Annotated in this window: 22 protein-coding genes and 1 other RNA gene; 13 read left to right on the top strand and 10 right to left on the bottom strand. The window is 48.3% G+C overall.

All coding sequences use genetic code 11. The features are described 5' to 3' along the window. The first annotated feature begins 21 nt into the window (after nt 1-21). The 3 genes from AC566Q_RS14070 (at nt 22) to AC566Q_RS14080 (ending at nt 2923) form a co-directional block, all read left to right on the top strand. Entirely contained in the window at nt 22-1206 is a 1185-nt protein-coding gene (locus AC566Q_RS14070) for an adenylate/guanylate cyclase domain-containing protein (protein WP_499607240.1), read from the top strand. 75 nt (nt 1207-1281) lie between these two features. Beyond that, nucleotides 1282-2406 carry a JmjC domain-containing protein gene (locus tag AC566Q_RS14075; protein ID WP_499607243.1) on the top strand — a complete coding sequence of 375 codons (1125 nt, stop codon included), beginning with the start codon at nt 1282-1284 and terminating at the stop codon, nt 2404-2406. 58 nt (nt 2407-2464) lie between these two features. After that, nucleotides 2465-2923 carry a GNAT family N-acetyltransferase gene (locus tag AC566Q_RS14080; protein ID WP_499607246.1) on the top strand — a complete coding sequence of 153 codons (459 nt, stop codon included), beginning with the start codon at nt 2465-2467 and terminating at the stop codon, nt 2921-2923. 61 nt (nt 2924-2984) lie between these two features. On the opposite strand, the gene AC566Q_RS14085 is transcribed toward AC566Q_RS14080, so the two are convergent. Next, complete coding sequence (locus AC566Q_RS14085; RefSeq protein ID WP_499607249.1) at nt 2985-3389, bottom strand: DUF4826 family protein; 405 nt, start codon at nt 3387-3389, stop codon at nt 2985-2987. 5 nt (nt 3390-3394) lie between these two features. Next, entirely contained in the window at nt 3395-6436 is a 3042-nt protein-coding gene (gene ydiJ, locus AC566Q_RS14090) for a D-2-hydroxyglutarate dehydrogenase YdiJ (RefSeq protein ID WP_499607251.1), read from the bottom strand. A gap of 180 nt (nt 6437-6616) precedes the next feature. Between ydiJ and AC566Q_RS14095 the strand changes: the two genes are divergently transcribed. The 3 genes from AC566Q_RS14095 to AC566Q_RS14105 all read left to right on the top strand — a co-directional run bounded on the left by AC566Q_RS14095 (nt 6617) and on the right by AC566Q_RS14105 (nt 9116). Beyond that, the gene (locus AC566Q_RS14095) at nt 6617-6832 is read left to right on the top strand and encodes a YgaP family membrane protein (RefSeq protein ID WP_105933982.1); all 216 of its coding nucleotides are present in this window, start codon (nt 6617-6619) and stop codon (nt 6830-6832) included. A 17-nt stretch (nt 6833-6849) separates the two neighbouring features. Further along, the gene (locus AC566Q_RS14100; RefSeq protein WP_499607254.1) at nt 6850-8778 is read left to right on the top strand and encodes a putative bifunctional diguanylate cyclase/phosphodiesterase; all 1929 of its coding nucleotides are present in this window, start codon (nt 6850-6852) and stop codon (nt 8776-8778) included. Between the two features lie 104 nt (nt 8779-8882). Next, on the top strand, nt 8883-9116 hold the full coding sequence (locus AC566Q_RS14105; protein ID WP_499607257.1) for a PGPGW domain-containing protein: 234 nt from the start codon (nt 8883-8885) through the stop codon (nt 9114-9116). Nucleotides 9117-9215: 99 nt separating this feature from the next. Here AC566Q_RS14105 and AC566Q_RS14110 read toward each other — a convergent pair whose 3' ends face one another. Together AC566Q_RS14110 and ppsA are read right to left on the bottom strand one after the other, a co-directional pair. Further along, complete coding sequence (locus tag AC566Q_RS14110) at nt 9216-9869, bottom strand: class I SAM-dependent methyltransferase (RefSeq protein ID WP_105933985.1); 654 nt, start codon at nt 9867-9869, stop codon at nt 9216-9218. A gap of 241 nt (nt 9870-10110) precedes the next feature. Then, nucleotides 10111-12483, bottom strand: coding sequence for a phosphoenolpyruvate synthase (ppsA, locus tag AC566Q_RS14115; RefSeq protein ID WP_499607260.1), 2373 nt, complete (start codon nt 12481-12483; stop codon nt 10111-10113). Nucleotides 12484-12672: 189 nt separating this feature from the next. Here ppsA and ppsR point away from each other — a divergent pair, with 189 nt between their 5' ends. Next, nucleotides 12673-13485 (top strand): posphoenolpyruvate synthetase regulatory kinase/phosphorylase PpsR, encoded by an 813-nt coding sequence (gene ppsR / locus AC566Q_RS14120; RefSeq protein ID WP_123323504.1) that lies wholly within the window; start codon nt 12673-12675, stop codon nt 13483-13485. Here ppsR and AC566Q_RS14125 read toward each other — a convergent pair. Beyond that, nucleotides 13482-15452, bottom strand: a complete 1971-nt coding sequence (locus tag AC566Q_RS14125; RefSeq protein ID WP_499607263.1) for a tetratricopeptide repeat-containing sulfotransferase family protein — start codon at nt 15450-15452, stop codon at nt 13482-13484. The genes ppsR and AC566Q_RS14125 overlap by 4 nt on opposite strands. An 84-nt stretch (nt 15453-15536) precedes the next feature. Beyond that, nucleotides 15537-18275 (bottom strand): TonB-dependent receptor, encoded by a 2739-nt coding sequence (locus tag AC566Q_RS14130; protein ID WP_499607266.1) that lies wholly within the window; start codon nt 18273-18275, stop codon nt 15537-15539. Between the two features lie 278 nt (nt 18276-18553). Here AC566Q_RS14130 and AC566Q_RS14135 point away from each other — a divergent pair, with 278 nt between their 5' ends. Both AC566Q_RS14135 and AC566Q_RS14140 read left to right on the top strand, forming a co-directional pair. Continuing rightward, nucleotides 18554-20545 (top strand): BCCT family transporter, encoded by a 1992-nt coding sequence (locus tag AC566Q_RS14135; RefSeq protein ID WP_499607268.1) that lies wholly within the window; start codon nt 18554-18556, stop codon nt 20543-20545. A 23-nt stretch (nt 20546-20568) separates the two neighbouring features. Next, the gene (locus AC566Q_RS14140) at nt 20569-21048 is read left to right on the top strand and encodes a MarR family winged helix-turn-helix transcriptional regulator (RefSeq protein WP_499607272.1); all 480 of its coding nucleotides are present in this window, start codon (nt 20569-20571) and stop codon (nt 21046-21048) included. Nucleotides 21049-21087: 39 nt separating this feature from the next. On the opposite strand, the gene AC566Q_RS14145 is transcribed toward AC566Q_RS14140, so the two are convergent. Continuing rightward, entirely contained in the window at nt 21088-21447 is a 360-nt protein-coding gene (locus AC566Q_RS14145) for an RnfH family protein (RefSeq protein WP_499617516.1), read from the bottom strand. Continuing rightward, on the bottom strand, nt 21444-21875 hold the full coding sequence (locus AC566Q_RS14150; protein ID WP_499607274.1) for a type II toxin-antitoxin system RatA family toxin: 432 nt from the start codon (nt 21873-21875) through the stop codon (nt 21444-21446). The genes AC566Q_RS14145 and AC566Q_RS14150 overlap by 4 nt, the downstream gene beginning before the upstream one ends. A gap of 153 nt (nt 21876-22028) precedes the next feature. Here AC566Q_RS14150 and smpB point away from each other — a divergent pair, with 153 nt between their 5' ends. Then, nucleotides 22029-22502 (top strand): SsrA-binding protein SmpB, encoded by a 474-nt coding sequence (gene smpB / locus AC566Q_RS14155; protein ID WP_105934025.1) that lies wholly within the window; start codon nt 22029-22031, stop codon nt 22500-22502. Nucleotides 22503-22542: 40 nt separating this feature from the next. On the opposite strand, the gene AC566Q_RS14160 is transcribed toward smpB, so the two are convergent. Together AC566Q_RS14160 and AC566Q_RS14165 are read right to left on the bottom strand one after the other, a co-directional pair. Then, nucleotides 22543-23394: an alpha/beta hydrolase family protein gene (locus AC566Q_RS14160; protein WP_499607277.1), complete on the bottom strand. Its 852-nt coding sequence runs from the start codon at nt 23392-23394 to the stop codon at nt 22543-22545. 63 nt (nt 23395-23457) lie between these two features. After that, entirely contained in the window at nt 23458-24474 is a 1017-nt protein-coding gene (locus AC566Q_RS14165; protein ID WP_499607280.1) for an XdhC family protein, read from the bottom strand. 189 nt (nt 24475-24663) lie between these two features. Between AC566Q_RS14165 and ssrA the strand changes: the two genes are divergently transcribed. The 3 genes from ssrA (at nt 24664) to AC566Q_RS14180 (ending at nt 26880) form a co-directional block, all read left to right on the top strand. Next, nucleotides 24664-25021: a transfer-messenger RNA gene (gene ssrA, locus AC566Q_RS14170) on the top strand. 166 nt (nt 25022-25187) lie between these two features. Continuing rightward, nucleotides 25188-26435 carry an integrase domain-containing protein gene (locus AC566Q_RS14175; protein ID WP_499607283.1) on the top strand — a complete coding sequence of 416 codons (1248 nt, stop codon included), beginning with the start codon at nt 25188-25190 and terminating at the stop codon, nt 26433-26435. A gap of 25 nt (nt 26436-26460) precedes the next feature. After that, nucleotides 26461-26880, top strand: a complete 420-nt coding sequence (locus AC566Q_RS14180) for a hypothetical protein (RefSeq protein ID WP_499607286.1) — start codon at nt 26461-26463, stop codon at nt 26878-26880. Nucleotides 26881-26886: the final 6 nt, after the last annotated feature.

The following is a 26886-nucleotide window of genomic DNA, read 5'->3' on the forward strand; positions in this document are numbered from 1 at the left end:
CTCCTACGTTAAGGAGTTGCCATGTTACCGTTAACCACTTCTCTTCCCGCTTCGCAGCGCACCGCTGAACAAGTCAGGCAAACACTTAAACTTACCCTGCTGTTATTTACGGTAGCTATGCTGCTACAACTCCCGGCACTTTATTATTTTGCGCGGCCGGACTCTTTACAACGCTACAACTGGCTGGGTCATTTTCTGGCCTTACTTGCGCTGTTACTCGCTCAGCGAAAGATGAGCCTCAACTGGCTTAAACTAGCCCTGTTTATGCTTTATTACAGTTATCTCACCTGGGTATTGTTATTGTGGCCTGGGTTATCCAACACCCACTACTATTACCTGCTTGCCGTAGTGATAAGCGGATTTGTGTTTACCCGTGCAGAGCGACTGGCACAAGTCACTGTACTTACTGGCGCAGTATTCTTATTCAGCCTGTTTAGTATTCTTCACTATCAACCCCAACTGGAGTTTGGCATTGTGCGACTTACCAACGACCTCACTCTTGGTGCACTAAGTCTGGGGATTTACCGGGTACTTCGTCAGCAAACACTCAACCGCTGGCAAAGCCTACGCGGCGCACATCACTCGTCTGTAAGTACTCTGAATCAATTATTACCAAAGGATCCCGAACAGCCTGCCAGTTTCTGGCAGCCCGGAAAAACCCGGCGCTACCCTTTCGCCTGCGTGTTATTTGCCGATCTCAGTGGCTACACAACGCTTAACCAGCAATACGGCGACCGCGCTATCCTTACCGGCCTGAAGCGTCTTTATTCGCACATCGATAGTTTGTGCGACCAGTTTTCGGTAGAGAAAATCAAAACTAATGGCGACCAGTATATGGTAGTGAGCCATTTACAACCCCAAGCAGATAAGACTTGTTGTGTGCACATGTATCATTTTGCCTGTGCGTTGCACCGCACGATTGCTAACTACAGTGATAACCACCACCTTAATTGTTCGGTGCGCATTGGCATCGCTACCGGCCCTTTAACCGCCGGCATTATTGGTAAAAACCGGCCATATTTTGATCTCTGGGGCAAAACGGTCAATTTGGCCGCCTGCCTGGAGCAGAATGCAGTCAGAGGCTATATTGCCGCATGCTCCGTTACCGCGACACATCTTCCTTCCCATCTGGTAGCAGCCGAAACCAGTCTGGCAAGCAGCAAACACCCTGATACAAAAATTTACTACCAATTGAAAATCACCTGACAACTGCGGGCCGTGGGTTTTAATCCACCGCCAACCCGGGGATAATGGCGCAAATACAAAACGATAATGATAATTGTGCTTAATTTAGATATTGCTACATTTTTACAGGATTACTGGCAGAAAAAGCCCTGCGTTATTCGCCAGGCTCTGCCCGACTTCACCGATTTTATTGATGAACACGAACTGGCGGGTCTCGCCATGGAGCCAGAACTCGATAGCCGGGTTATCAGTAAACAAGCTGAGCAGTGGACTATTCAGCAAGGGCCCTTCGAAGATTATTCGGCGTGTCAGGGGCAATGGACATTACTGGTTCAGGGCGTAGACCGATTCCTTGATGAAGCCAGCGATCTTATGGACAGATTTAACTTTATCCCCAACTGGCGGGTTGACGATCTGATGATCAGCTTTGCGGTACCTGGCGCCGGAGTGGGCCCCCATGTTGATCAATACGATGTATTTTTGCTGCAAGGTAAAGGTAGCAAGCGCTGGCGGGTGGGTTCGCCCGAGGGCCTCACCAACACCCAACCGGTTAAAGGGCTGTGTCATGTGGATGACTTCACACCGGTGATTGACTGTGAGTTACAGCCTGGCGATATTCTTTATATTCCTCCAGGCTGGCCCCATGATGGCGTAACACTAAGCGATAGTCTGACTTACTCCATCGGCTTTCGTGCGCCGGATCAGGTTCAGCTTGGCAATTATCTGGCCGAACATTTACAAACCCAGCCAACCGGCATACAGCGCTATACCGACCCGTCACTGGCCCTGTCAGAATCGCCTGCAGAGGTATCGGCCAGGGAAGTCGATGCACTAAAAGAATTGTTGCACAAGGCCATCGATGATGACAACTTCAATCAAAACCTGTTAGCCATGTTAAGTGAACAAGGTATCGAGCCGGAGATCAATGAACCGCTTGATAGCCAGTCTCTGCAGGAACATCTCGAATCGGGCGCTACGCTGGTTAAATTGCCGGGCTGCCGGCCATTGTTAAACAAGCAATTCCCGGATTGTTTATTTATTAATGGTGAGATAATCAATTTTTCGCCTGAAAATTACCCGCTAATGTGCCAGCTAATGAGCCAGGCTGACGTTGATCGCGCTGATATGGCAACCGCCCCGGATAAACTGGATATTTTTTACACATTCACTACACTGGTTAATATGGGGTACTGGGAACTCTTACCTGAAAAACCGCTGTAAAGGTAGAGACAACTCACCGGGATAACTTGCTGGCGACACTGGCAACATGGGGGGAAGTATGGCGTATAAAGTCCAACAGGTTCTTTGGCAAGAGGCCTGTGATCAACTGAAAACACTTAGAAATGCAGTGTATGTGTTGGAATGGCAGCTCCCGGAAACCACCGAATTTGACGATTTAGACAGTAAAGCCGCCCACGTTTTACTGTTTTGTGAGCAGGACACCCCTATCGCCACCGGCCGCCTGACTCCAAACGGCGAGCTCGGGCGAATCGCTGTATTACCCGGCCACCGAACCCTTGCTGTTTACAAGTTATTGTTCGCAGCTCTTCTCAAACACGCCGAATCGCAAAACATTAAACAAATCCAGTTACAGTCTGAACTCGCCAGTGTTGAGTTTCATCAGGCCAAAGGGTTTAAGCCGGTTGGTAAGGTGTTTATCGAAGCCGGTATTCCCATGCAAAAGATGGTGTGTAACCGGCAAAACTTTGATATTCCGGATGTACGGCATATTCATTAATGCCGCACGGCCATGGGATGGAGTCCCCAAAGGTTGGGTATTAGTGATTAGGTAATTGAGACTAACCCCAAAGCCCCTCGTTTTCTTGCAATAGGTAGATTTTTTCCGCACGATCTGCCAGTAATTGTGCATAAGATGTCTGACTGGCATCTGCTTTATCGTTATTTTGCAGTAGATTCTCAGCTTTAATTTGCCAGCGCATCGAAAAATAACGCAGCGCCCCACGGGCATCTTCAGCGTTATCGGCAAGCGTAAAATCGGTCGGTAAATCACCGGTTAGTACCCAGTACAGCTTGTTATCCATGGCTTTAATTTTCCACACCGCTACCAGCGGAGCCAGATAACGGCACTCTTCGGTCACTACGGTGTCAAAAAGCACGCCTTCCTTTGCAAGAAACTGGTTTGCTTGCTGAAAGGCTTCGCGGGCCCAGGTCTGAATTTGTTCTTCTGTTAGTTGTTCTGTCATGGTGCTTATGTTCTTTTAGTTAAACACTGCAATAACACTTGCAGCGGGTGTTTTGGTTTAAACTCATCAATACGATTAACCTGACTGCGGCAGGAATAACCACTGGCCATTATCTGTTGCGGTTGATAGCGTGATACCGCCTGCTGCCAGCTCATTTCATAAATACCCAGCGAGTTGGCTTTATTGACCGCTTCATGGCCGTAATTGCCGGCCATGCCGCAACAACCCACTTTCACGATATCAGTTTTTTGCCCGACCCTCGCGAAGAGATCCTGCCAGATTTGTTCGGTTTTCGGTAACGCGGTCTTCTCGGTGCAGTGGGCAAACAATGCCATCACCGGTGCTTCAGATGTGGCATCACCACTCTGCCAGATTGACTCTGGGAGGCTTGCCAGCCATTCATGGACAGTATGCACAACAAAGTCGCCGCGCGCGGCACCAATTGCTTTGTACTCATCCCGATAACACAGTACCAGTGGCGTATCGACCCCAACCATTGGCATATTCAAAGCCGCCACCTGGTTTAAAAAGGCTGCGGTATCCGTTGCGGTGCGGGCAAATTTTTCCAGAAAACCGGTTACGTGCAGGGTTTTGCCATTGGGCTTAAATGGCAGCAATACCGGCGTTTTTCCAAGCGCTTTGATCAGGCGACCAAAGTCGGTGACCACCTCTGCATCATAATAACTGGTGAAAGGATCCTGCACGATTAACACGTAATTTTCGCGCTGTTCGGCATCGAGCTGCTCCAGTTCGGCCAGATCAAATGGTTGCATTATCTCTGCTGACTGTTCGGACAGTGTAGGAACCGACATTGGCGGTGCATCCACATAACCGGCTACCTTTTCAAGCAGCGATTTTGCCACACCGTTATTCATCAGGGCATTACTAACCCTGGGCAATTTGGCCATCAGTGGGGTAAGCGATTCTACATTGGCCACCAAATGATGTTTGAGTGGCCGCAGATAACGCTGATAGTAAACATTTAAAAACCGGGCTCTGAATTCTGGTACATCTACTTTAACCGGGCACTGACTGCTGCAGGACTTGCACGCCAGACAACCATTCATGGCTTCCAGCACCTCGTGGGAAAAATCTTCGGTATCAGCCCGGGAGTTTTGCCAACGTGTCAGCCAGCTACTTTTATACTGACCATTCATCAATGCCTGATGATCCACGCCCTGGTTAGCCAGCAAACGCAGCCATTCACGAATTAAACCGGCCCGGCCCTTAGGGCTATGACGGCGGTCGCGGGTGATCTTGCTTGAAGGACACATAGGCGAGGTCGTGTCGTAATTAAAACACAGGCCGTTACCGTTACAGTCCATAGCGGGCTTAAAGGTTTCTTTAAATGCCACGGGTATGGTGCGGTCGAGGGTCGCCCGTTTCGGATCGCTTACCTTCACCAGCTCATCATCACTGTCGATTGGCGTACAGATTTTTCCCGGGTTCATTTTATTGCCCGGATCAAAAGCGCCCTTTATGCGACGCAGTTCGGCAAATAATGACTCGCCGAAAAACGCCGGGCCATACTCACTGCGGAAGCCCTTGCCGTGTTCGCCCCACATAAGACCACCGTATTTAGCCACCAGAGCAACCACTTCATCGGAGATCTGATGCATCAGCTTTTCCTGCTCCACATCGCACAAGTCGAGTGCCGGGCGAACGTGCAATACGCCGGCATCCACATGGCCAAACATGCCGTACTGGAGGCCGTGACCGTCAAGTAACGCACGGAACTCCATAATAAAGTCAGCGAGGTTCTCAGGCGGTACGCCGGTATCTTCGGCAAAGGCGATCGGTTTTTGGCTACCTTTAGTATTACCCAGCAGTCCCACCGACTTTTTGCGCATCGCGTAAATTTTATTGATATCCGCTTTGTCAAAGGTGAGCTGATAACCAATCACGCCATATTCACCTTTTTCAGCCGACGCCGTAAGTTCTTCCTCTAATCGGGCAATGCGTTTTTTAATTTCATCCAGGTCATTACTGTTGTACTCCACCATATTCAGGCCAAGCATTTCCTTACCCGGAACATCTTCAATCAGATTAGAAATGGAATGCCAGATAATATCAGTGCGGGCCAGATTGAGTACTTTACTGTCGACGGTTTCCACCGACGTCGCTTGCGCAGCAATCATGCGCGGCGCATGGCGTAGGGCAGACTCAAATGAATCGTATTTAATGTTTACCAACGCCGTATGCTTTGGAATTTTGGTCAGCGATAATTTGGCTTCGGCAACAAACACCAAGGATCCTTCAGAACCGGTGATCAGGCGGCTGACGTCAATTAACTGCTTTTCTTCATCAAACGCATGCTCTAAATCGTAGCCGGTTAAAAAGCGGTTCATACGCGGGAATTTAGCCAGAATGTCTTCTCGCTTACCGCAGCAGGTATTTAGCACCTGACGCAGAATACGTCCGTAGGTATCGCTGCGGGTAGCTTGCTGTTCAGCTTCGGCAACCGATAATGGCTGGGTTTGCAGTATTTCACCATTAGCCAATACCGATGTTAAACCTAAAACGTGATCGCTGGTTTTACCGTATACCAGGGAACCTTGCCCTGATGCATCCGTGCTTATCATACCGCCCAGTGTGGCTCGGTTACTGGTAGATAAATCCGGCGAAAAGAAAAAACCATAAGGGCGTAAGGCGTCGTTTAGCGCGTCTTTAACCACCCCGGACTGAACTTTTACCCAGCCTTCTTCAGGATTGATCTCCAGTACTTTGTTCATGTGCCGGGACATGTCCACAACAATTCCATCGGTCAGGCTTTGGCCGTTAGTGCCGGTACCGCCGCCCCGGGCACTGAATTTTACCTGCGGATGCTGGTTAGCCAGCTCACCAATGATCTGTAAATCGTTAATGCCTTTGGGATGAATTACGGCTTGCGGTAACTTCTGATATACCGAGTTATCTGTTGCCACTGCCAGGCGGCTGCCATAACTGTATTCAATGTCGCCGGAAAAAGAGGATTTCTCCAGGCGTTGAAGGTAGGTTCTGTAATCATCAGAAACGGTCGATTCAACTGGTACAACAGGTAAATTCAAAGCTACGCTCTCACTGGTGAATAGGCGGCTAAGTATACCTAGGCTAACGCAGGGTCTCCACCGTTACAGGTTGATTTTTTATCACCTTTTATTTGGCGATATCACCTAACCGCTTGCAAATGAATTTAACCAATTATAATGTCAGGCTATAATGAAGAAAATTTAAGCAGGATTTCATTCATGGCATTTTCATCGAACCTCAACACTTTAGATCGTTCTATTCGAGGCGTTATTGGTATTTGCGTAACCGCCTTCGCGTTGTTTAATGGTGATATGATTGGTGATGTGTTTATTGAGGTCTTGTTGGGGATTTTCGGAATACTTAATCTCATTTCCCTGTTTTCGGGCTGGTGTCCGGTTTACCACCTGGCAGGCATTGACACTCGCAAACACTGAATAACACCGCGGCACCTATGCAGCAAATTGCCAAAATAAAACAGGACAAGTCAATTAGGCCCAGGCTTATCTGGGCGTGTTTGTCTGTAGCTTTGCTGGTGTCAGCCATTTATGTCACGGTGTCTTACCGGCTGACAGCCGATATCACCGTTCGCTCAGAATTAAAGGCGATGGGCCACATCACCAGTTTAGTCAGTAACGAACTTAGTCAGGTAAAAGACACCGATGAGGTAGACAGCACCTTAAATGAGATTCTACTCTCGGCGGTCAACAATCCTGCCTTTATTACCGTAACCACCCCAGCACAACAGTGGCACAAAAACCTACTGATTTCTTCTGCTAAGCGTAGCACTCTATTGCAGTTAGTGGCCGAAGCCGAAGACAATGCCGAACCCATCGAGGTAGATGGCAACACGTTCCTGTGGCAACAGCATAAGATTGGTCAGCATAAGATTGGTCAGTATCAGATAACCTTTGTACAGCAAACTCAGGCGCTGGACATCACCCTGGAATTTGTAGCCAAACGACTGCTGGTTACCTCCATCATCGTATTCTGGATAGCGGTCTGGCTGGCACTTACCCTTGCTTCTTTAATCGCCAGGCGGGCAGAACAGGTAAATGAGTCGCTGGCGTATATTGCCACACATGACTCACTGACCGGACTGCCGAACCGCCTGTACCTGATTGAACTGCTTGAAAACTCACTGGGCCCGACAACTGACGCTACCAACACGCCGGTTGACGAAGGCTGCTTGTTGATTATCGACCTCGACCGCTTTAAAGAGGTTAACGATTCATTTGGTTACGCTGCGGGGGATACTTTATTAAAAGAAATTGCCCGGCGCGTGAGCGTGTTAATCAGGGCACCGGCCGAACTTATCCGCACCGGCGGCGATGAATTTTTTATCTGGGCCCCCGACTACACCATTGAACAAGCTAAAACACTGTCTTTAGAGATCGTCAATTCCTGTAATTATCCAACCCTCATTAACGGACTTACCGTTAATAGTGGCGCCAGCATAGGCATATCTCATTACCCCAGTCAGGCCAATGATACCGCTGGCTTAATTGTCTGCGCGGATACCGCAATGCATAAAGCCAAAGCCATGCGTAGCGGCTGGCAGGTGTATGACAACAAGAAAATCGCCGACTACAAAGACATACTGCAATTGCGCGCTGAACTCAGTGACGCCCTCGCCCAACAACAAATTATTTTGTATTACCAACCCAAGGTAGACTTAGCTACCGGCGAAGTCACCGGTGCCGAAGCACTCTGCCGCTGGCAGCATCCGCGGCTGGGATTACTTGGTCCGGGCGAATTTATCGACCTGATTGAACACTCCGGAAAGGTACAGGAGTTTGGACGTTACATTATTGCCAGCGCAGCGGCTCAGGCTGTGCAGTGGTATTCAGATGGTCTGCTAGTGCCTATCGCCATTAATCTCTCGCCCTACAACCTGCTGGACCCGGGGCTGGCGGATTTTATTGGGGAAACGCTTAACCGCTATCAGATCCCGCCACAGTTTATTGAAATAGAACTTACGGAAAACGAAACCTGCATAAACATTGACTATATCCAGTCTGCTCTGGCTCAAATTCGCGAGTTAGGCGTTAGCCTGGCGATCGATGATTTTGGTACCGGCATGAGCTCGCTGGCGTATTTGTCAGAGCTACGGGTAAACGTGTTAAAAATAGACCGGGCGTTTATCTGTGACCTGACCACTAACCAGGGGCATCGGGCTATTATTGCCGCTGCCGTCACACTCTCACAGTCATTCGGCTGCGATATGGTGGCTGAAGGGGTAGAAACCCAGGAACAGGCGCGTCTACTTTACGAGATGGGCTGTCGGGCCGCCCAGGGCTTTCTGTTTGCCCGCCCGATGCCAGCAGAGGCCTTTCACACCTTGCTAACGCAGCAAAAGCCACAGTTTACCGATAAGTTTTAAGCCTCAACGGGAACCCGATATATTTTATTACATTTATGATTTGGTACTCTTTGCATAACTGACTAAAATAGCCGCCATACATTAACCACTTTGCATCCAGAAACATGAAAAAGACCATCCGATTAAGCCTTGGTGCCATACTGTTCCTGACCGGGATTGTGCTTACCCTGCTGCCAGGTTCTATTCTGCTGGTGATTGGTGGGTTAATGCTGCTCAGCTATGACTGGCCAAGAGCCCGTTCGTGGTTGCGCTTTTTTCAGAATCAGATGGCCCGCTCTGCCCGCCGTCTGGACCAGTTATTACTTAACCGCAAACTCAGCAGATCACGTATCAGATAACTACCCTCTGAGGATCCCGGCCAACTATGATTAGCCCTATCCCCCCGACACAAACACGCTAACACATGAAATCTCTAGCCGAATAATTTGTCAGGTCAGTTATTGCCGTACAAAACGGAGAATGTGTCCTTTAAAAACGGTGTCCAGATAAATCGTATTATCAGGTTTAATTAACGACGATTGGTAACCCAGTCCCATTAGCTTTTTGACGAGCTTATTTTTCCTTCCCCGACCTGGATCAACAAGAATAACTTCACACTGTGGTTTCGCGTGCGCATGAATAAAATCTGACAGCAGCGCTATATGCTCATCTTCGTACAAAAGATCACTACCAATGATTAAATCAAAGAGCCCTAAACTATCGTTATCATCTGCCCACCCCGTCCGCTCAAAAGGAATTGGGGTGTCACCATTGAGGCTGGCGTTTCGCTTTAAAAAGAGTTCAGCTTCAGGATGATAATCCGTGGCAGTAATATCAGCATGTTGTTTGTTCAGGAGCAAACTGCTCAAAGCCATGCCGCAACCCACCTCTAAAATGCGCCTGGAGCCAATTTTGATGGATTGCATATGGTGAGCCAATACTAAGGCAGACGGCCAGATGACACCGAATATAGGCCAGGTAGCAGAGGATATTCCCAACTCACTGGCTACACTTTCGGGATCATAAAACTCTTGTTTATCCCGCAAAGTGCAAAGGTGAATATCAGTTTTCCCAAACTCAATGGTTTGGTAGCGTAAACGCAGATTTGTCATTTGGCTATCTCAATGATTGAGCGCTCAGCCAGCTATCGGAGATAAATGACAAAACGAAGAGGCCTTAGAGTATAGCGATCCCCGAAAATAGCAATGAATATAATTCAAATGCAGGACGTAGAGGCACGTTTCCCAACGGCCGCTCTCTCATCCACCCGGTCAGCATCACCTGCAGTGGAACAGTAACTGGCACAGGCACAAAAAAGCCAGCTTGCGCTGGCTTTTTTTATACACGCACTGGTTATCCTAGTTTTTCCGCCAGGTATAACCAGGTTTCAACAACCGTATCCGGGTTAAGAGATACTGAGTCAATGCCCTGCTCTACCAGCCACGCTGCGAAGTCTTCGTGATCTGACGGTCCCTGACCGCAGATACCCACGTACTTGCCACGTTTTTTGGCCGCCTGAATCGCCATAGAAAGCAGTGCTTTAACTGCATCATTGCGTTCTTCAAACAAATGAGCAATCAGGCCTGAGTCACGGTCCAGACCCAGGGTAAGCTGCGTCATATCGTTAGAGCCAATGGAGAAACCATCGAAGATGTCGAGGAACTGATCAGCCAGTAACGCATTGGAAGGCAGCTCACACATCATAATAACGCGTAAACCATTCTCGCCTTGCTTAAGGCCTTGCTCAGCCAGCAGCTCTATAACCTGACGCCCTTCCTCCACGGTGCGAACGAATGGGATCATGATCTCAACATTGGTTAAGCCCATCACATTGCGAACACGCTTAATGGCTTCGCACTCCAGTGCGAAACAATCGCGGAAGTCTTCCGATACATAGCGGCTGGCACCACGGAAACCCAACATTGGGTTTTCTTCGTCCGGCTCGTACTGATAACCGCCCACCAGGTTGAAGTATTCGTTAGACTTAAAGTCAGACATCCGCACAATCACCTTTTCTGGCGAGAATGCCGCACCAATAGTGGAAATACCTTCTACCAGCTTCTGAATGTAAAACTCTTTAGGCGACTCGTAACCGGCAATCATATCGCTGATTTCTTCTTTCAGCTCTTCTGGCTGGGTATCGAAGTTCAGCAGTGCTTTAGGATGCACGCCAATCATTCGGTTAATAATGAATTCCAGACGCGCCAGACCAACCCCTTTGTGAGGAAGACGCGCAAAATCGAACGCGCGATCCGGGTTACCCACGTTCATCATTACCTTGGTAGGTGATTCCGGCATGGAGTCAATCTGTGACGTGGTGACATCAAACTCCAGTTCCTGGTTGTAGATATAACCCGTATCACCTTCTGCACAGGAAACAGTAATGGCGTCGCCGGTTTTAATGCTGTCTGTGGCGTTACCACAACCTACCACTGCAGGAATACCCAGCTCGCGGGCAATAATGGCCGCGTGGCAGGTACGGCCACCGCGATTGGTGACAATCGCCGAGGCTTTCTTCATGATCGGTTCCCAGTCCGGGTCAGTCATGTCGGTAACCAGCACATCACCTGCCTGAATCTTGTCCATCTCATCAATGGAGCCGAGCACTTTGGCTTTACCTGCACCAATCTTGTGACCAATTGCACGACCTTCACACACAATACCCGCTGAGCCTTTAAGCTGGAAGCGTTCGATAGATTGTGCGTCTTCACGACTGCGCACGGTTTCAGGGCGGGCCTGAACGATGTACAGTTGGCCATCGGCGCCATCTTTGGCCCATTCAATGTCCATTGGACGGTCGTAATGTTGTTCGATAATTTGCGCTTGTTTCGCCAGAGCCATCACTTCATCATCGGTTAATGAAAAGGTTTTGCTGTCGGCCGGGTCGATATCAACGATGGTAACCTGGTTACCGTGACTCTGATCTTCAGAGTAAATCATCTTGGTTAATTTGCTGCCCAGGTTACGGCGCACAATGGCTGGCTTGCCGCTGTCCAGGGTAGGTTTGTGAACGTAAAATTCGTCGGGATTAACGGCACCTTGCACTACCATTTCGCCCAGACCAAATGAGCTGGTGATAAATACCACGTCTTCGAAACCTGATTCGGTATCGATGGTAAACATAACACCAGACGAAGAGATATCACTGCGCACCATACGCTGCACGCCGGCAGACAATGCAACGCCTTTGTGGTCGTAACCCTGGTGAACGCGGTAAGAGATAGCGCGGTCATTAAACAGCGAGGCAAACACGTGCTTAACCGCCACGATAACCGCATCGTAACCTTTCACATTAAGAAAGGTTTCCTGCTGACCTGCAAATGAGGCATCCGGCATATCTTCTGCAGTGGCAGAAGAACGTACCGCAAAAGACGCTTCGTCACCGGCATCACCCTGCAGGGTAACAAACGCGGTGCGGATTTCTTCTTCGAGTTTACCCTGGAAAGGCGTATCGATAATCCACTGACGAATATTCTTACCTGCCTCGGCTAACGCCCCGACGTCGTCGACATCCAATGAGTCGAGCACTTCATGAATTTTAGCTTCAAGTCCGCTTTGCTCTAAAAATTCATTAAACGCGTAAGCTGTTGTTGCAAATCCTCCAGGTACTTTTACACCTGCGTTCGCCAGGTTTGAGATCATCTCACCTAACGAGGCATTTTTACCGCCAACACGATTCACATCGTGCATGCCTAACTCTTGATACCAAAGTACGTATTCTTGCACTTTACAGCCTCCAGCTTGTCACTTTTTCTTTACGCTCACTTAAATGTGAACTTGTAGGGTAGAGGTTAAACCATCACTGAAATTAATTCAGGCTGGCTTTTCCATAGGGAAATTCTAAAATGCCGATTATAAGAAAGTAAAATTTTATTTCATTTCGTAATAAATTTACGACAAAGTTAAGGAGTTGTTGTGCGCACAGCATTTTACATTTCGGACGGTACTGCCATTACGGCAGAGGTGTTTGGCCACGCTTTATTGTCACTTTTCCCTACAGAATTCAATCACAAGACAATTCCTTTTGTTGAAACTGAAGAACAGGCTTACGCAGTAATTGAAAAAATATCTGAAAGTTTTCAAGATACCGGGGAACGCCCGCTCGTTTTTTATACAGTTGTAAACCCGGATATTCGGCGAGTCATCGCAAGATCTGTGGGAATTAACTACAATTTTCTCGACCAATTTGTAGCGCCGCTGGAAAAAATCATTGGTGTGCCATCAAAACCAGAAAAACATCGAACCCACAGTATTCACGAAAAAACCTACGATATTCGTATTGAGGCAGTTAACTACGCGCTGGCGAATGACGACGGATCAAATCTTAAGGATTATAAAGAAGCCGACATTATTTTAGTGGGTGTATCGCGTTCCGGTAAAACACCAACAAGTTTATATCTGGCCCTGCAATATGGCATTAAAGCGGCTAACTACCCGTTCACCGAAGAAGATATGGGAGACATGCTGAAGCTGCCGCCGGCCCTGCGCCAGTTTAAGCAAAAGCTGTTTGGTCTGACTATCGAGGCATCACGACTCAGCCAAATTCGCTCAGAACGCCGGGCTAACAGCCGCTATGCCTCTATACAGCAATGCCGCATGGAGTTGCGTGAGGTGGAAAACTTATACCGTAAAGAGAAAATACCGTTCTTAAACAGTACCAAATACTCTATCGAGGAGATCTCAGCCAAAATACTTGCTGAGACCGGCCTGCAACGACGTAAATACTAAGCGCGGAAGCGTTTCAGCAAAGGTCCAAGATGCGCTTCAAAGGGTTGCCAGCGCCCCTGCCCTTTGCGATTGATCGGTTGGCGAACCTGTTCGGCACTGGGCGTTTTGATGAGTCGGTCGGTTTGATGGAAGTCCAGGCAGGCCTGCTCGAAAGGCACGCCAAGGTAATCCAGCATTCGCTTAACCTGCCCGTCTAAATCATCCAGCACATCTTCGTGCTGAACACGTAATACCGCGCCGGGTAAGATTGCATCCCAGTGGCCCATAAGCTTTTCGTAAGCCTGGTAATAACGCGCCACTTCTTCCAGCCCGTAAGAAAACTCCTGTCCTTCACCAAACAGTTGCTTAAAGTTACTGAAGCAACAATCCATCGGGTCACGCCGCGCATCAATAATTTTAGCATTGGGCAAAATGCGCTTAATAAAACCGACATGCATAAAGTTATTCGGCATCTTATCGATAAAAAACGGTGCTGAGCCACGGTAATAACGGGTTTGCTCAATATACTGCTTACCCAGCCCATAGCATTGTTCAGTTGATAGCTCGGCAAGTGAATAAGGATATGGCTTGCCGCTTTCACTTAATTGCGCGCCAACTGATGAGGCCAGGCTGAGAATATTATGCAGCTCCATGGTGCCGTCAATATCAGAGTGTGACGCCAGGATTTGCTCCAGCAAGGTTGAGCCCGCACGCGGCATGCCAACAATAAAAATAGGCTCCGGTGAAGGAAAGCCGCCATGAAGATTAGCGAAGCTCTCGCCGCGACAAGCTTCAATCTGCGCAGCCATCGCCGCTTCGGTACGAGCAATATCGTAGCCGGTAGAAATAAGTTTTAAGCGATTACCTTTTTCGTAGTAGCTGAATGATTTTTCAAATTGGCCGGCATCCTCAAACCCTTTACCCAGGGCAAAACACAAATGTATACGGTCTTCAACGCCTATGGATGACTGGGCTTCAATATCTGCCATATCCTGCAGAGCCTTACCGTCAAACGTATAAGACTTCAGATTAGCGAGGCTCCAGTACGCGTCGCCAAACTGCTGATGATAATGGGCCGCTTTGAGATAAGACTCAACCGCTTGTTGTTTGTTACCGGTGGTTTTGTAGGCGTGGCCTAATGCCAGCCATACGCCGGGCCGGTCTTCGTCGGCGCTCAATAATTCAGTAAACATAGTGATGGCGTCTTCGGTGCGGTTAATCCCCAGTAGCGCATTGGCTTTGGCCATCAGAATTTGTAAGTTGTCCGGATAGATAGCCAGCTGTTCATCGCTTATTTCGACGACACGTTGGTGTTTACCGAGCTTAGCCAGCAGGCCAAGATAGGCAATCACGGCTCTGAGGTTGTCCGGATACAGTGCGACGCAGCTTTCTAGTAAAAACTCCGCATCGTGATAAACTTTCAACTGAATGCCCAGCTCTGCCAGTAATAGCATGCCTTCGGGGTGATGCTTATGTTGTTGCAAAAACTGACGGCAGACTTTTTCTGCAGTAGCCAGCTGTTTTTCATACATCAGGTCATACGCGCCCAGAATAGGTGGCGGGAGTTTCTCCAGATAAGCGATATGCTGCAAAGCTAACTGTTCTGCAGTCGTATCCTGGTGCTGTTGATAAATTTTAAGGAGTTGTTTCCAACTGTTGATCAGCGCCGGATTGTAATGGGTCGCCCGAAAAAAAGCGCTGGCGGCTTTGTCCTGCTGATTCAGGGCCAGATAATTATAAGCCTGTTCCTGATAAGCCCGGCCGTGTTCCGGCCGCAGATTTAGCAACTCGCTTAATTCCTGCAACGCCTGATTGAAGTGATTTGCCAACCGCTGTGTTACAGCTGATAAATAAAGCAGTTCAATGCGCAGCGCATCCGGTAGTTCCACCGCTTTCAAAGCGCTTATTTTTTCCATTGCCGCAGAAAGGTTGTTAGTTTGCAACGATTGCTTTATTGCCTGGAACTGGTTTGAAAAGTCTTTAATCATAACGGATGCTGTATTTTTAACTGAAGACTAAAAAGGCAGGCTTACGCCTGCCTTTTAACTCTGATTATGTATTAATATCAGCTATTAATAATAATCGAAAGAGAAACGTACACCCATTGTGCGCGGACGATTAGTCACCACCTTCGGTGTGAACTGCTGGGTATCGATGTTCAGGATAGCCGATTCATCGAACAGGTTGTCGATAAACAGCTCTACTTTCCAGCTGTCATCCGACATGCCCACCGACACATTACTGATCACGTAGCTTTCCTGTACATAACGACCACCGCGGAAGGTGCCGCCGTTGGCATCAGTATAGCCGACACCGTCATAAACAGCAGCTTCGTCTTCAATTTTAAGGCCTGAACCCGTACCGTAAATCAGCTGAGTCGCGTCTTCCATCACGTAAGCGTCCATTACCATACCGGCCAATCGGTCGCCAGTGTATGCCACTGACGCATTCACGAAGCCCTGTTGACCACCGTCCAGTTCGAAATAATAACGGGCATTGATATTGCCAGAGAACTCCGCCGAGTAAGGCAGTCTGGCGCCCACGCCAGGAGCAATACCTTCCAGCTCCGGATTAATACTGGTCAGCTCGGTGTCTAACAAACTGAATGCGGCATTTAGCACCAAATCATCGGTAGCTAACCAAGTGATATCGGCGTCCAGCCCTTTAATTTCGGCGTCACCAACGTTATCGGTGAATACCAGAAAACTGATATTAGTCGGGTCGAAACGCGAGGTTTGCAGGTCGGAGATTTCAGAATAGTAAGCGGTAGCGTTAACACGGACGATACCGTCGAGGAAATCCCCTTTCATGCCCACTTCGTAGTTATCCAGGGTATCTGTAGTTGAGTAAACCGGGATGCGGAAACCTTCAAATGCGCCGGATTGATTCGCCGCAGCATCACCGCCTAAACGGTTAGTTACCGGCGGACGGAAACCTTCTGAGTAGTTCGCGAAGAGCAGTAAGTCGTCGCTGGCTTTCCAATCCAGACCAAATTTGAAGATGGTATCATCAACGGTTAACACTCCGTCATCATCCAGCAAGCTGGTATCCAGTTGATCATTAGCTATCGCGTCAACCACGCCCTGACCATCCAGACCTAAACCTTCATATACGCTCGGGTCCGTTACACCTGAACCATAAGCCTGCAAACGACTGGTTACGTCACGGGTTGAGGTTGCACCTCGATAAATATCATCGATTTGATACCAACGGGCCCCAATACTCGCCGTTAGGGTATCGGTCAGGTCATATTCGAGTTGACCAAACACTGCAATCTGCTCAATAGTATGAGTGATGTCATTAATGAAACTGACTTCCGGTGAGAAAGGCCCACCGTCACTGTTAATGCCTTTGTTACCCGCCAGCATTTTAGCCATATCAGTGAAGTCTTCCGCCCACGGGTTAACGGTGTCGTTCAGGGTATTATCAATTTCGGTGTTGGCAATTTTAAACTGCCCAACAGACGCCACTTCCTGCTCATCATAAAACACACCAGCGGTAACTCGCCACGGCGTATCCATGGTGGTATCAAAGCGCAGCTCGTGTGTTAAACGGGTACTGGTGGTGTCTTCTTTATAATACTTAACAGGGTCAAGGCAACGAATATCGGCCGGCGTATCGGCGATGTAATGCGTACACACGTAATAGGCTGAGAATAGCCCACCATTAGTATAACCGGTATAGTCGGTCAGGGTATCGATTTCACGGTCCAGGTAGCCACCGGCATACACCACATCCAGTTTGTCGAGACTGCCATTTAAGGTCCAGGTGGTTAAACCAAACTCATCTGAGTTTTCGTCAGCCTGGAAACGCACCGCCTGATCTTCACCCACGGTAGGGTCGTAAGCGAATACGCCTTCAGTATCCAGCGTCTGTGCAGTGTGCTGAACCAGCAGGTTCCAGTCTGCGTTAATATGATAAGACAAACCGAAACGGGCGCCAGCGTAAACCGCATCGTTAAAGTCATCTTCAACGAGCTGGCCATTGCGCGGTGACACGACCGCCGCTTCATTAGGGCCAAAGCCGTTTACACTGCGACGTGCGTCCATGCCAACCGGGTTAGCTCCGGCACCGCTTAAGATACCACCGGAAATTCGGTCGATAACCACCGCACTGCCGATGTAACCACCGTTACCCGGATCGTTTTCGATGTTATCAATCCAGCCGCCCTGCTTGTCGTTATACGCAACAACGCGTAAAGCCAGGTCGTCAGTTGGGGTGATATTGATGTACGCCTCAACCGTGTTGCTCATTTCACCGCCTTTAGTGGTGGCGATGGCGGTATCAAAACCAGCCGCAAAACCAGCATGGTCTGGCTTGCGAGTGATTAAACGCACGGTACCGGCCTGTGAGCTGGCACCAAACAGGGTACCTTGTGGCCCCGGCAATACTTCGACACGCTCAACATCGGTAGCAAAGATATCCAGGTTACGACCAGCCATAGAAACTGGCATTTCGTCCTGATAGAACGCCACAGAAGGCTGCAGAGCCTGCACTGACGACAGCGTGATGCTGGATTGCGTAGTAGCAGCGCCACGGATATAGATTTCGTTCTGGCCAGGGCCGGTACCCTGGAATACCACGTTTGGTAAAAATTCTACGTAATCCTGGAAGTTGTCGATACCCATGTTTTCCAGGGCATCACCACTTAGGGCTGATACCGCTACCGGTACGTCCTGAATAGATTCAGTCCGCTTGGTGGCGGTCACTTCGATGGTTTCGATTGAAGCTTTCGATTCGCTTGCCTGGGCAAGCACGCCATTAGATGCTAGCGCAGCGATCACTGCACAACTAAGGTGTGTTTTTCTCATAGAACTAAGTTCCTACATTATTTGAAGTGAGCTGAATTATTTATTATTGATTCATTTTTAGTGCTATGTAGCTTAGCAGAAATGAAAGTAAATTTCTCCACTAACTATTAATTGGCTAAATATTAATGATTAATCGGAAATTCTCTACGTAAATCAACATAAGGAGGATCACGGGTTTGATTCCACACTAATTATTTGCAAGAAAGTGTTTAGACGACTCAATTTGCTGTATATTGTGCGTAAATTGTTTTATTTATCGTTAAGTAACAGGATATAACTTGAGTCAGACCACTACGCCCAAGCACGAAAATCCGGCACCAGCCAAGCTAAATAAACCTGTCTTTTACGCAGCCTCAGGCGCAATCCTAATGCTGTTGTTATTTGCAGTAGCCATGCCTGAAACCGCAGAAAATCTGTTTTCAACCATGCAAGCCGCCGTGGTAGAAAACGGTAGTTGGTTTTACGTATTTACCGTAGCCGCCATCCTGATATTTGTTGTGTATATCGGCTTCTCCGAGTATGGTGAAATCCGCCTCGGTCCGGACCACGCTAAGCCCGAATTTACCATCCTTACCTGGCTCTCCATGTTGTTTGCCGCGGGGATGGGAATAGGGTTAATGTTTTTCGGGGTTGCCGAACCTTTGATGCACTTTATGGCGCCTCCCACAGCAGAAGCAAATTCTGTTGAGGCAGTAAAAGAAGCCATGCGAACCACCTTCTTTCACTGGGGTTTGCATGCCTGGGCAATCTATGCCGTGGTAGCACTGGTACTGGGATATTATGCGTTCAGACACCAATTACCCCTGACCTTGCGTTCCACTCTTTATCCGCTGATTGGCGATAAGATTTATGGCTGGCAGGGTCATGTGGTAGATGTCCTGGCCGTGACGGCAACCATTTTCGGCATCTCTACATCACTCGGGTTTGGCGCCAGCCAGATAAACGCTGGTTTAAGCTATGTGTTTGGTATGCCTAATACCACCTTTACGCAAATGGCCCTGATGATGTTTGTGGTGGGTCTGGCCATTATTTCCGTAATGACCGGGTTGGATAAAGGTATCCGCCGCTTGTCTGAAACCAACATGATACTGGCAGTAGTGTTGCTGGTATTCATTTTGGTACTTGGCCCCACAGTTTTCCTGTTACAAGCTTATTTACAGAATACCGGTGCCTACATGTCGGACATTATTCGTAATACGTTTAATTTGTTTGCTTACGAAAAAACCGACTGGATTGGCGGCTGGACTATCTTCTACTGGGGGTGGTGGCTGGCCTGGGCACCGTTTGTAGGCCTGTTTATTGCCCGGATTTCGTTTGGCCGAACGCTGCGTGAATTTGTACTGGGTGTGTTGTTGATCCCCACAGCCTTTACCTTATTCTGGATGACCATTTTTGGTAATGCTGCAATCGACATGGTGTTTAACGAAGGTTTCGATAAACTTGCCTCCATGGTGAAAGACGATACATCGGTTGCTTTATTTGTGTTTCTGGAGCATTTCCCTTTTAGTGGTTTTATCAGCATTATTGCGCTGCTAATGGTAATGGTGTTCTTTGTTACGTCTTGTGACTCCGGCGCCATGGTAGTTGATATGCTGTGCTCCCATGGTCGTAATGACACGCCACTCTGGCAACGTGTATACTGGGCTGTTGGCGTAGGACTGGTTGGTGCAGTCTTGCTTTACGCTGGTGGACTCAATGCGTTACAAACCATGACTATTGTTGCCGCATTGCCGTTCTCAATTATTTTACTGGTAGCGATGTACGGCTTGCTTAAATCGTTGCGCATCGAGAAGCACAAACGGGATAGCCTGGCCATTACCGCTATGCAAACCGCCGTGGTGGAGCACGATAAGCCCTGGAAAGAGCGTTTGGGTGAAATTGTTACCTTCCCGAATGAGAAAAAGGTGTCGGGCTATATGTTACGTGTGGTCTATCCTGCCCTGCATGAAGTTTGCGAAGAGTTTAAACGCCGTCAGTACGATGCGAATTTACAATCGAGCGACACCCATGTAGAGCTTACAGTGGTAGTGAATGGCCAGAATGACTTTACTTACGCGGTTTACCTGACCGCAACACAGCAGCCTGATTCCACGCTTACCGGCGAAGAACCGCTGGACGCTGATGAGGATCAAACGTACTATCGCGCCGAAGTTCACCTGTCGGAAGGTGGTCAGGATTACGATTTGATGGGCTGGTCGAAAGACGGCGTGATTAATGATGTGCTGGACCAATTTCAGAAACATCAGCACTTTTTGCATCTGCTTAACTAATGCATTCAGGAGTATTACTATTAATGCGTAAAGAAGAAGAATTACTGGTAGCGTTACGTCGTGTAATACGGGCGGTAGACTTGCGCAGTAAACAGCTAAGCAAAGATGTGGGCATTACCGGCCCACAACTACTCGTATTACACAATATCGCGGCAAAACCAGGCATTATGGTAAAGGAAATTGCTGACAGTATTAATTTGAGCCCGGCAACCATTACCAATATTCTTGACCGCCTTGAGTCGCGCGATTTGGCGCACCGTATTCGCAGCACTCAGGATAAGCGTAAAGTAGGTGTTTATCTTACCGAGGCGGGTGAACAAGCAGTGTCAACGGCACCGCGTCCGCTGCAGGAACACTTTGTTGAGCGCTTTAATCAGTTAGCCGAGTGGGAGCAAAGTCAGATGATAGCCACCATGCAGCGCATTGCTGCCATGATGGATGCTGAATCGATCGACGCCTCCCCGGTACTGGCAGTTGGTACGCTCACCGAGCGTCACGATTAAACCGAGCCGCTGTGCGATGTACGTATAAAAAGGTCGATATTAATCGGCCTTTTGTTTATCTGCTTTTAACGGATTGGGTCGCCCGCCGGTCACTTTATCGGCTCGCCCTTCCTGAACGGCTTTTTCGGCACGGCGCTTACGCACTTCTTTAGGATCGGCAATCAGCGGTCGGTAAATTTCGATACGATCACCGTCCTGCAGTTCTACCGAGGGTTTACACACTCGATTCCACACACCGACTTTGGCAGTTTTCAAATTGATTTCAGTGTGAATATCCGTAATGCCCGAAGCAAGGATCCCTTGCTCTACCGTTGAGCCTTTCGGCACCGTCAGTTCGATGAGCGACTGCTTGGCAGGCGTGGCATAAGCCACCTCGATATTAATGGGTTCATCCATCAGGCGTACACTACTTTAGCTCGTTGGGTAAATGCGTTAACCATGCTTGAGGCAAGCGTGTTAAACACTTTGCCGAAGGCCAGCTCGATCATTTTACTTTTAAATTCAAACTGCAGGCTCAACTCTATTTTACAGGCTGACTTCGACAAGGAAGAAAATGTCCAGCCTCCGCTCAACTGCTTAAACGGCCCGTCTACCAGGGTCATGCTGATACTCTGAGCCGGCTCCAACACGTTCTGGGTAGTAAACCATTGCTTTATCCCTGCTTTGGAAACCAGCAATGCGGCCTGCATGGCGTTACCCTGTTGGCTAACTATTTTGCTGTCGCTACAGCCGGGCAGAAACTCAGAATAAGACTCAACATCATTAACTAAATCAAACATGGATTGCGCGCTGTAAGCAACCAGAGCGCTGCGCTGTATTTTCGGCATACGAATTTTGTACTCCTGCAAGTTGCTGCTGAGTTTACCATAAAATTTATTTTGAAAATAAGCTGTTGTGGATCACATAAAATGCCAGGAAATTTTTAGCGGCCAGCGCAGGAAATACGAGACAACATTTATGTAATCAGTATAATAGCCGCCATGAAGAAAAATAAATCCAATACCTCCGGTACCATCGCGCTGAATAAAAAAGCGCGTCACGATTACCACCTCGAAGACAAAATGGAAGCCGGCATTGCACTACAAGGCTGGGAAATTAAAAGTATTCGTCAGGGCAAAGTGAATATCACCGATAACTACGTGATCATCCAAAACGGTGAAGCGTATCTGGTAGGTGCCCGCATTACGCCGCTTAACCAGGCGTCAACGCATGTTATTTGCGAGCCCGAGCGTGCGCGTAAACTGCTGTTGAATCAGCGCGAAATAGACCGCCTTATCGGCGCCCGAGACCGCCAGGGCTACTCCATTGTGGCCACCGCCATGTACTGGAAAAAATGCTGGGTAAAACTGGAAATTTACCTGGCTAAAGGTAAGCAGTCTCACGATAAACGCGACACCATTAAAGACCGCGACTGGGAACGTCAGAAAGCCCGGGTAATGAAACACAAAGCGTAAAATAACAACAGGGTGCCAAGGCACCCTGTTTTATTTCGACTTATTGTAACGTTTGTGCAAACCACTGCACGGTTAATTGCAGAAGCTGTTCGTCCTCTCCCGCCTGTTCGTTGAGCACATTAAAAATGTGACTGGCATCCTTGATAATAATGGCCTGCGCCGGGTAAGCTCTGGTGGCTTCAATCAGCCGTAATGCGTTCTCGGCAGGCACTACCTTATCGGCACTTCCAGCAATGGCCAGCAGTGCACCGTTATAATCGGCCATATTGGTAAGTGACTTATTAGCTTTTACCTGCTCAAACCATTCAAGCGAAATATCCAGCGGTGCTCGCCAGCTATACTCCTTAGTAACATAACCTTGCTGCTTTGCCTGCTGGTACATGCTGTTGAACATCGGCCGAAAGGCGCTCACACCGTCGCTTGCCACTGAAGACCAGGCCACAAATGAGTCAAACTCCGGGGATTGAGCAATTAGCAACTGGGCTATCAGACCGCCCTGGCTAAAGCCGACAATGCCTAACTTTTCATTATCCACCTGGGGTTGTGACTGCAAATAGCTCAATGCCACGCTCGCATCGCGAACGGCACTTTCGAGCGTGTAATGCCGATAACTAACCGGGCTATCACCGGTACCGGCAAAATCGATACGTATTGAGCCTATACCCACCTGCGCCAGCGCTGCCGCAAGGCGCGCGTAGAGATTGCCGACTTCATTTTTATGGGATGCCGTACCGTGTAATAACACCACTGCTGGCACTGCCTGTTCAGCATCAGGTAAGTTTACGATGGCAGGGATTTCGTACTCGCCGTTAGTTAAGCGTAAAGAAGATTCACCCGCATAGGAGGTTAGCGGCAGCACACTTATCATTACGGTAATCAGCCAGACTTTCATGAAAAAGCTCCAAGAAAACAAAGAAGTACTTAACCTACCACGAAATGGATTAGCAAGCCGTAGTTAATCCGGCTGGCGGTACGCACGGACGATATCGGCCATCACCGCGAGGCCAATCTCCGCCGGCGTTTTACTGCCGATGTCGAGGCCAATAGGCATATGAATATGGCTTAGCTGCTCATTTGTGAGCTGCCCTACCCGCTGCAGGCGTTCTGCCCGCTTCGCCGATGTACGTTTAGAGCCCATCACGCCTATGTAAAAGGCTTCGGTGTGTACGGCTTCCATCATAGTGAGATCGTCCACGCGCGGATCGTGCGTTAACGCCACTACAGCGGTGTGACTGTGTACGTTGCCTGACTTCATAATATAGTCGGCGGCAAAATCCGGCACAAACCGGCACCCTTCTATATTGCACAGTGCCTGTTCCGCTTCGCGGTGCTCACAAATAATCACTTCAAAGCCCAGCGACTGGGCATAACGGGCGCAGTATTCTGCGACAGGCGAATAACCGGCAATAACCAAGCGCCGGGCCGGGCCAATACGAAGTGCAACATGATGGCATTCAGGCTGCCAGCTCACCGCTGGCGTATGCTCCGTTACCTCACTTAACCGGCTCACACCCGTATCCGTGTTAACCTCTCGCACTTTTACATCCTTGCCCAACAGACAATTCAGATAAGCCGCAAAGTGCGCATTTTGGTTTTCATCTGGCATGATCTTCTCTACCAGCACATCCAGTATACCGCCACAGGGTAAACTGATAGCCTGCTGCCCGCCTTCTTCGCCATAACGTACTATCTGCGCCAGGGCACTAAACTCGTTGGCGCCCAGTCGGGACAAAAAGTCATCTTCCACACAACCGCCGGACAAAGAGCCCACCCAGTCATCGCTGGCCGAAGCGGCAAACAAACTGCCCGGCTCCCGCGGTGAAGAGCCCCAGGTAGCCAGCACCGTACAAAACCAAAACGGTTTACCGGCTGCCAGCCATTCATTCACCCGGGTTAACACCGAGACATCCATGGGTTGCATAATAAAAACTTCTTTAAATGACTTATTGATAATGTAAGCAATTAAGCGCAAAACACCAACCTAGATCATATCATTGCGGTAAATCCAGCGATAACCGGCACTTAGCTGCTCAGCAAAGCAGCAACCAACCGCCTTCACCGCGTTAATATTTGTACTTACCCCTTGAATAAGTTAGTATCCGCCCCATATTAAGCAGTATTCAGAGGGCAAAAACCCTCTGGTTTAATAGTAACGATCTCCGGGGCTGATTAGGATTCGACAGGATCTAGGAAGCTGGAGGTGCATGCAGAGGAGCGGTTTGCCTCTTAAAAAGCCGCATTTAAATAGTCGCAAACGACGAAAACTACGCACTAGCCGCTTAATAACCGGCATAGGCCCTTCCACCTAAGCTCTGTCTGCTAGCCAGGATTTTGGAAGGTCATATAAGTAGACTAGCGAGGGAAACTCTCCTGAGGTTGAACCGCGAAATAGTATCAGGACAGCTACCAGGAACCCTGTTTGTCGGGGTCTAAAGTAGTTAAATAAAAGACAAACTAAGCATGTAGTACCAAAGGTAGACATTTTCTGGACGCGGGTTCAAATCCCGCCAGCTCCACCAACACTAGCTTTCTGAAACATTCAGGAAGCACTAAAAACCCTTGAAAATCAGAACTTTCAAGGGTTTTTCGCTTTCTAAAGCCACCAGCAACTTTCGTAACATCCCGCTTTTATAGTAACATTATTGGTAACACGGAACTCAATGTTACTAACCTGGTGTTACTACGATGGCTAAAGTTGTTAAACCACTTACCAATACGGAAGTCCTTCAGGCAAAACCCAAGGATAAGGAATATAACCTCTCAGATGGAGAAGGATTATTTCTGAGAGTGAAGCCTACTGGTTCAAAACTCTGGCTGTTTAATTACTACCACCCTTACACCAAGCAACGTAAGAACCTAAGTATTGGCACCTACCCCGATATTTCACTGGCTATGGCTCGCAGTAAAAAGCGAGAAGCCAGAGAACTGCTGGCAAACAATATTGACCCGAAGGAACATCGAGAGAGTGTTCAGAAGGCAAAAGAACAAGAGCATACAAATACGCTTAGAAAAGTTGCAACAGACTGGTTTGAAATAAAAAGCACCAAAGTAACCCATGATTATGGCGAAGACCTCTGGCGCTCTCTGGAAAATCACATATTCCCCAAAATCGGCAACCATCCGGTAAGTATGCTATCAGCTACCAAAGCCATAGATACACTGAAGCCGATTGCAGCAAAAGGAAGCCTAGAGACTGTAAGGCGACTTTGCCAAAGGCTTAACGAGATCATGACATTCGCAGTCAACACGGGCGTAATATTTAGTAACCCTCTTGCTGGTATTAGCCAAGCTTTTGAAGCGCCAAAAACAAAGCTTATGGCAACGATAAAGCCAGAAGAACTACCTGGCTTAATGAAAACCCTCAATTTCGCGAGCATTAAGCTTGTTACCCGTTGCCTTATAGAATGGCAATTACACACAATGGTGAGGCCTAGTGAAGCAGCTGGGGCCAAGTGGTCTGAAATTGATTTCAAAAATCAGATATGGACCATACCGGCAGAGAGAATGAAGATGAAAAAGCAACATTCTATTCCCTTGTCTCCCCAAGCCCTGGGGTTATTAAACACCCTCAACCCCATAAGCGGCCACAGGGAGTTTTTATTCCCTGCTGATAGAAACCCTAAAACTCACGCCAATGCTCAAACGGCAAACATGGCACTTAAGCGGATGGGTTATAGCGGAAAGCTTGTCTCACACGGCCTTAGAGCGCTTGCGAGTACAGTGTTAAATGAGCAGGGGTTTGACCCAGATTTAATTGAAGCAGCGCTTGCACACGTGGACAAAAACGAAGTTCGCAGAGCGTACAACAGAGCAGAATACCTGGAACGCAGAAGGCCTTTAATGTGTTGGTGGTCACAGCACATAGAGAATGCTGCAACAGGCGATATGAGTTTATCAAGTGCCAAAAAGGCATTGCGGTTGGTAAACGGATAAACCACCAAAGAAAGAGGATCTTCCTATGTCACAGACTATTGAAGCTAACGTGTTCAATATTGCGGAAAACTATTACGCTTTAATTTCCATGATCAACACTGTCGAAAAGCTATCAGCGCTGCAAGGTGATTACATAGTAAAACGCTTTAACAGCAAGGTAAAAATTGCAGTTTTCGCAGCAAAGGAAATAAGTGGGCGTTTTGTGTTTCTTGATGAGTCAACACCGCCCGGCAACACAATCGAATTGAGAATTCTCAGAGAGCTATTAAATGAGTTCAAAGACTTAGCCCGTATTATGGAATTAGGGTTAGATGTTGAGGACTTCGACTATGGTACTGATATGGCTGAACTACATTATTCGTATCAAGGAGCATTCAAAGCTTTGCATCACGATATCAGTGCTTTAAATGAATTGTTTCCCTCGAACCAACTGCAAGCAGCATAAGGACAA

The sequence above is a fragment of the Alteromonas sp. H02 genome (assembly GCF_059682525.1).

Bases quoted from the DNA above. Each gene is read 5' to 3' on its own strand.
- AC566Q_RS14070 (WP_499607240.1), top strand. From the start codon at position 22: ATGTTACCGTTAACCACTTCTCTTCCCGCTTCGCAGCGCACCGCTGAA.
- AC566Q_RS14080 (WP_499607246.1), top strand. From the start codon at position 2,465: ATGGCGTATAAAGTCCAACAGGTTCTTTGGCAAGAGGCCTGTGATCAA.
- AC566Q_RS14085 (WP_499607249.1), bottom strand. From the start codon at position 3,389: ATGACAGAACAACTAACAGAAGAACAAATTCAGACCTGGGCCCGCGAA.
- AC566Q_RS14095 (WP_105933982.1), top strand. From the start codon at position 6,617: ATGGCATTTTCATCGAACCTCAACACTTTAGATCGTTCTATTCGAGGC.
- AC566Q_RS14100 (WP_499607254.1), top strand. From the start codon at position 6,850: ATGCAGCAAATTGCCAAAATAAAACAGGACAAGTCAATTAGGCCCAGG.
- AC566Q_RS14105 (WP_499607257.1), top strand. From the start codon at position 8,883: ATGAAAAAGACCATCCGATTAAGCCTTGGTGCCATACTGTTCCTGACC.
- AC566Q_RS14110 (WP_105933985.1), bottom strand. From the start codon at position 9,869: ATGACAAATCTGCGTTTACGCTACCAAACCATTGAGTTTGGGAAAACT.
- AC566Q_RS14125 (WP_499607263.1), bottom strand. From the start codon at position 15,452: ATGATTAAAGACTTTTCAAACCAGTTCCAGGCAATAAAGCAATCGTTG.
- AC566Q_RS14130 (WP_499607266.1), bottom strand. From the start codon at position 18,275: ATGAGAAAAACACACCTTAGTTGTGCAGTGATCGCTGCGCTAGCATCT.
- AC566Q_RS14140 (WP_499607272.1), top strand. From the start codon at position 20,569: ATGCGTAAAGAAGAAGAATTACTGGTAGCGTTACGTCGTGTAATACGG.
- AC566Q_RS14150 (WP_499607274.1), bottom strand. From the start codon at position 21,875: ATGCCGAAAATACAGCGCAGCGCTCTGGTTGCTTACAGCGCGCAATCC.
- smpB (WP_105934025.1), top strand. From the start codon at position 22,029: ATGAAGAAAAATAAATCCAATACCTCCGGTACCATCGCGCTGAATAAA.
- AC566Q_RS14160 (WP_499607277.1), bottom strand. From the start codon at position 23,394: ATGAAAGTCTGGCTGATTACCGTAATGATAAGTGTGCTGCCGCTAACC.
- AC566Q_RS14175 (WP_499607283.1), top strand. From the start codon at position 25,188: ATGGCTAAAGTTGTTAAACCACTTACCAATACGGAAGTCCTTCAGGCA.
- AC566Q_RS14180 (WP_499607286.1), top strand. From the start codon at position 26,461: ATGTCACAGACTATTGAAGCTAACGTGTTCAATATTGCGGAAAACTAT.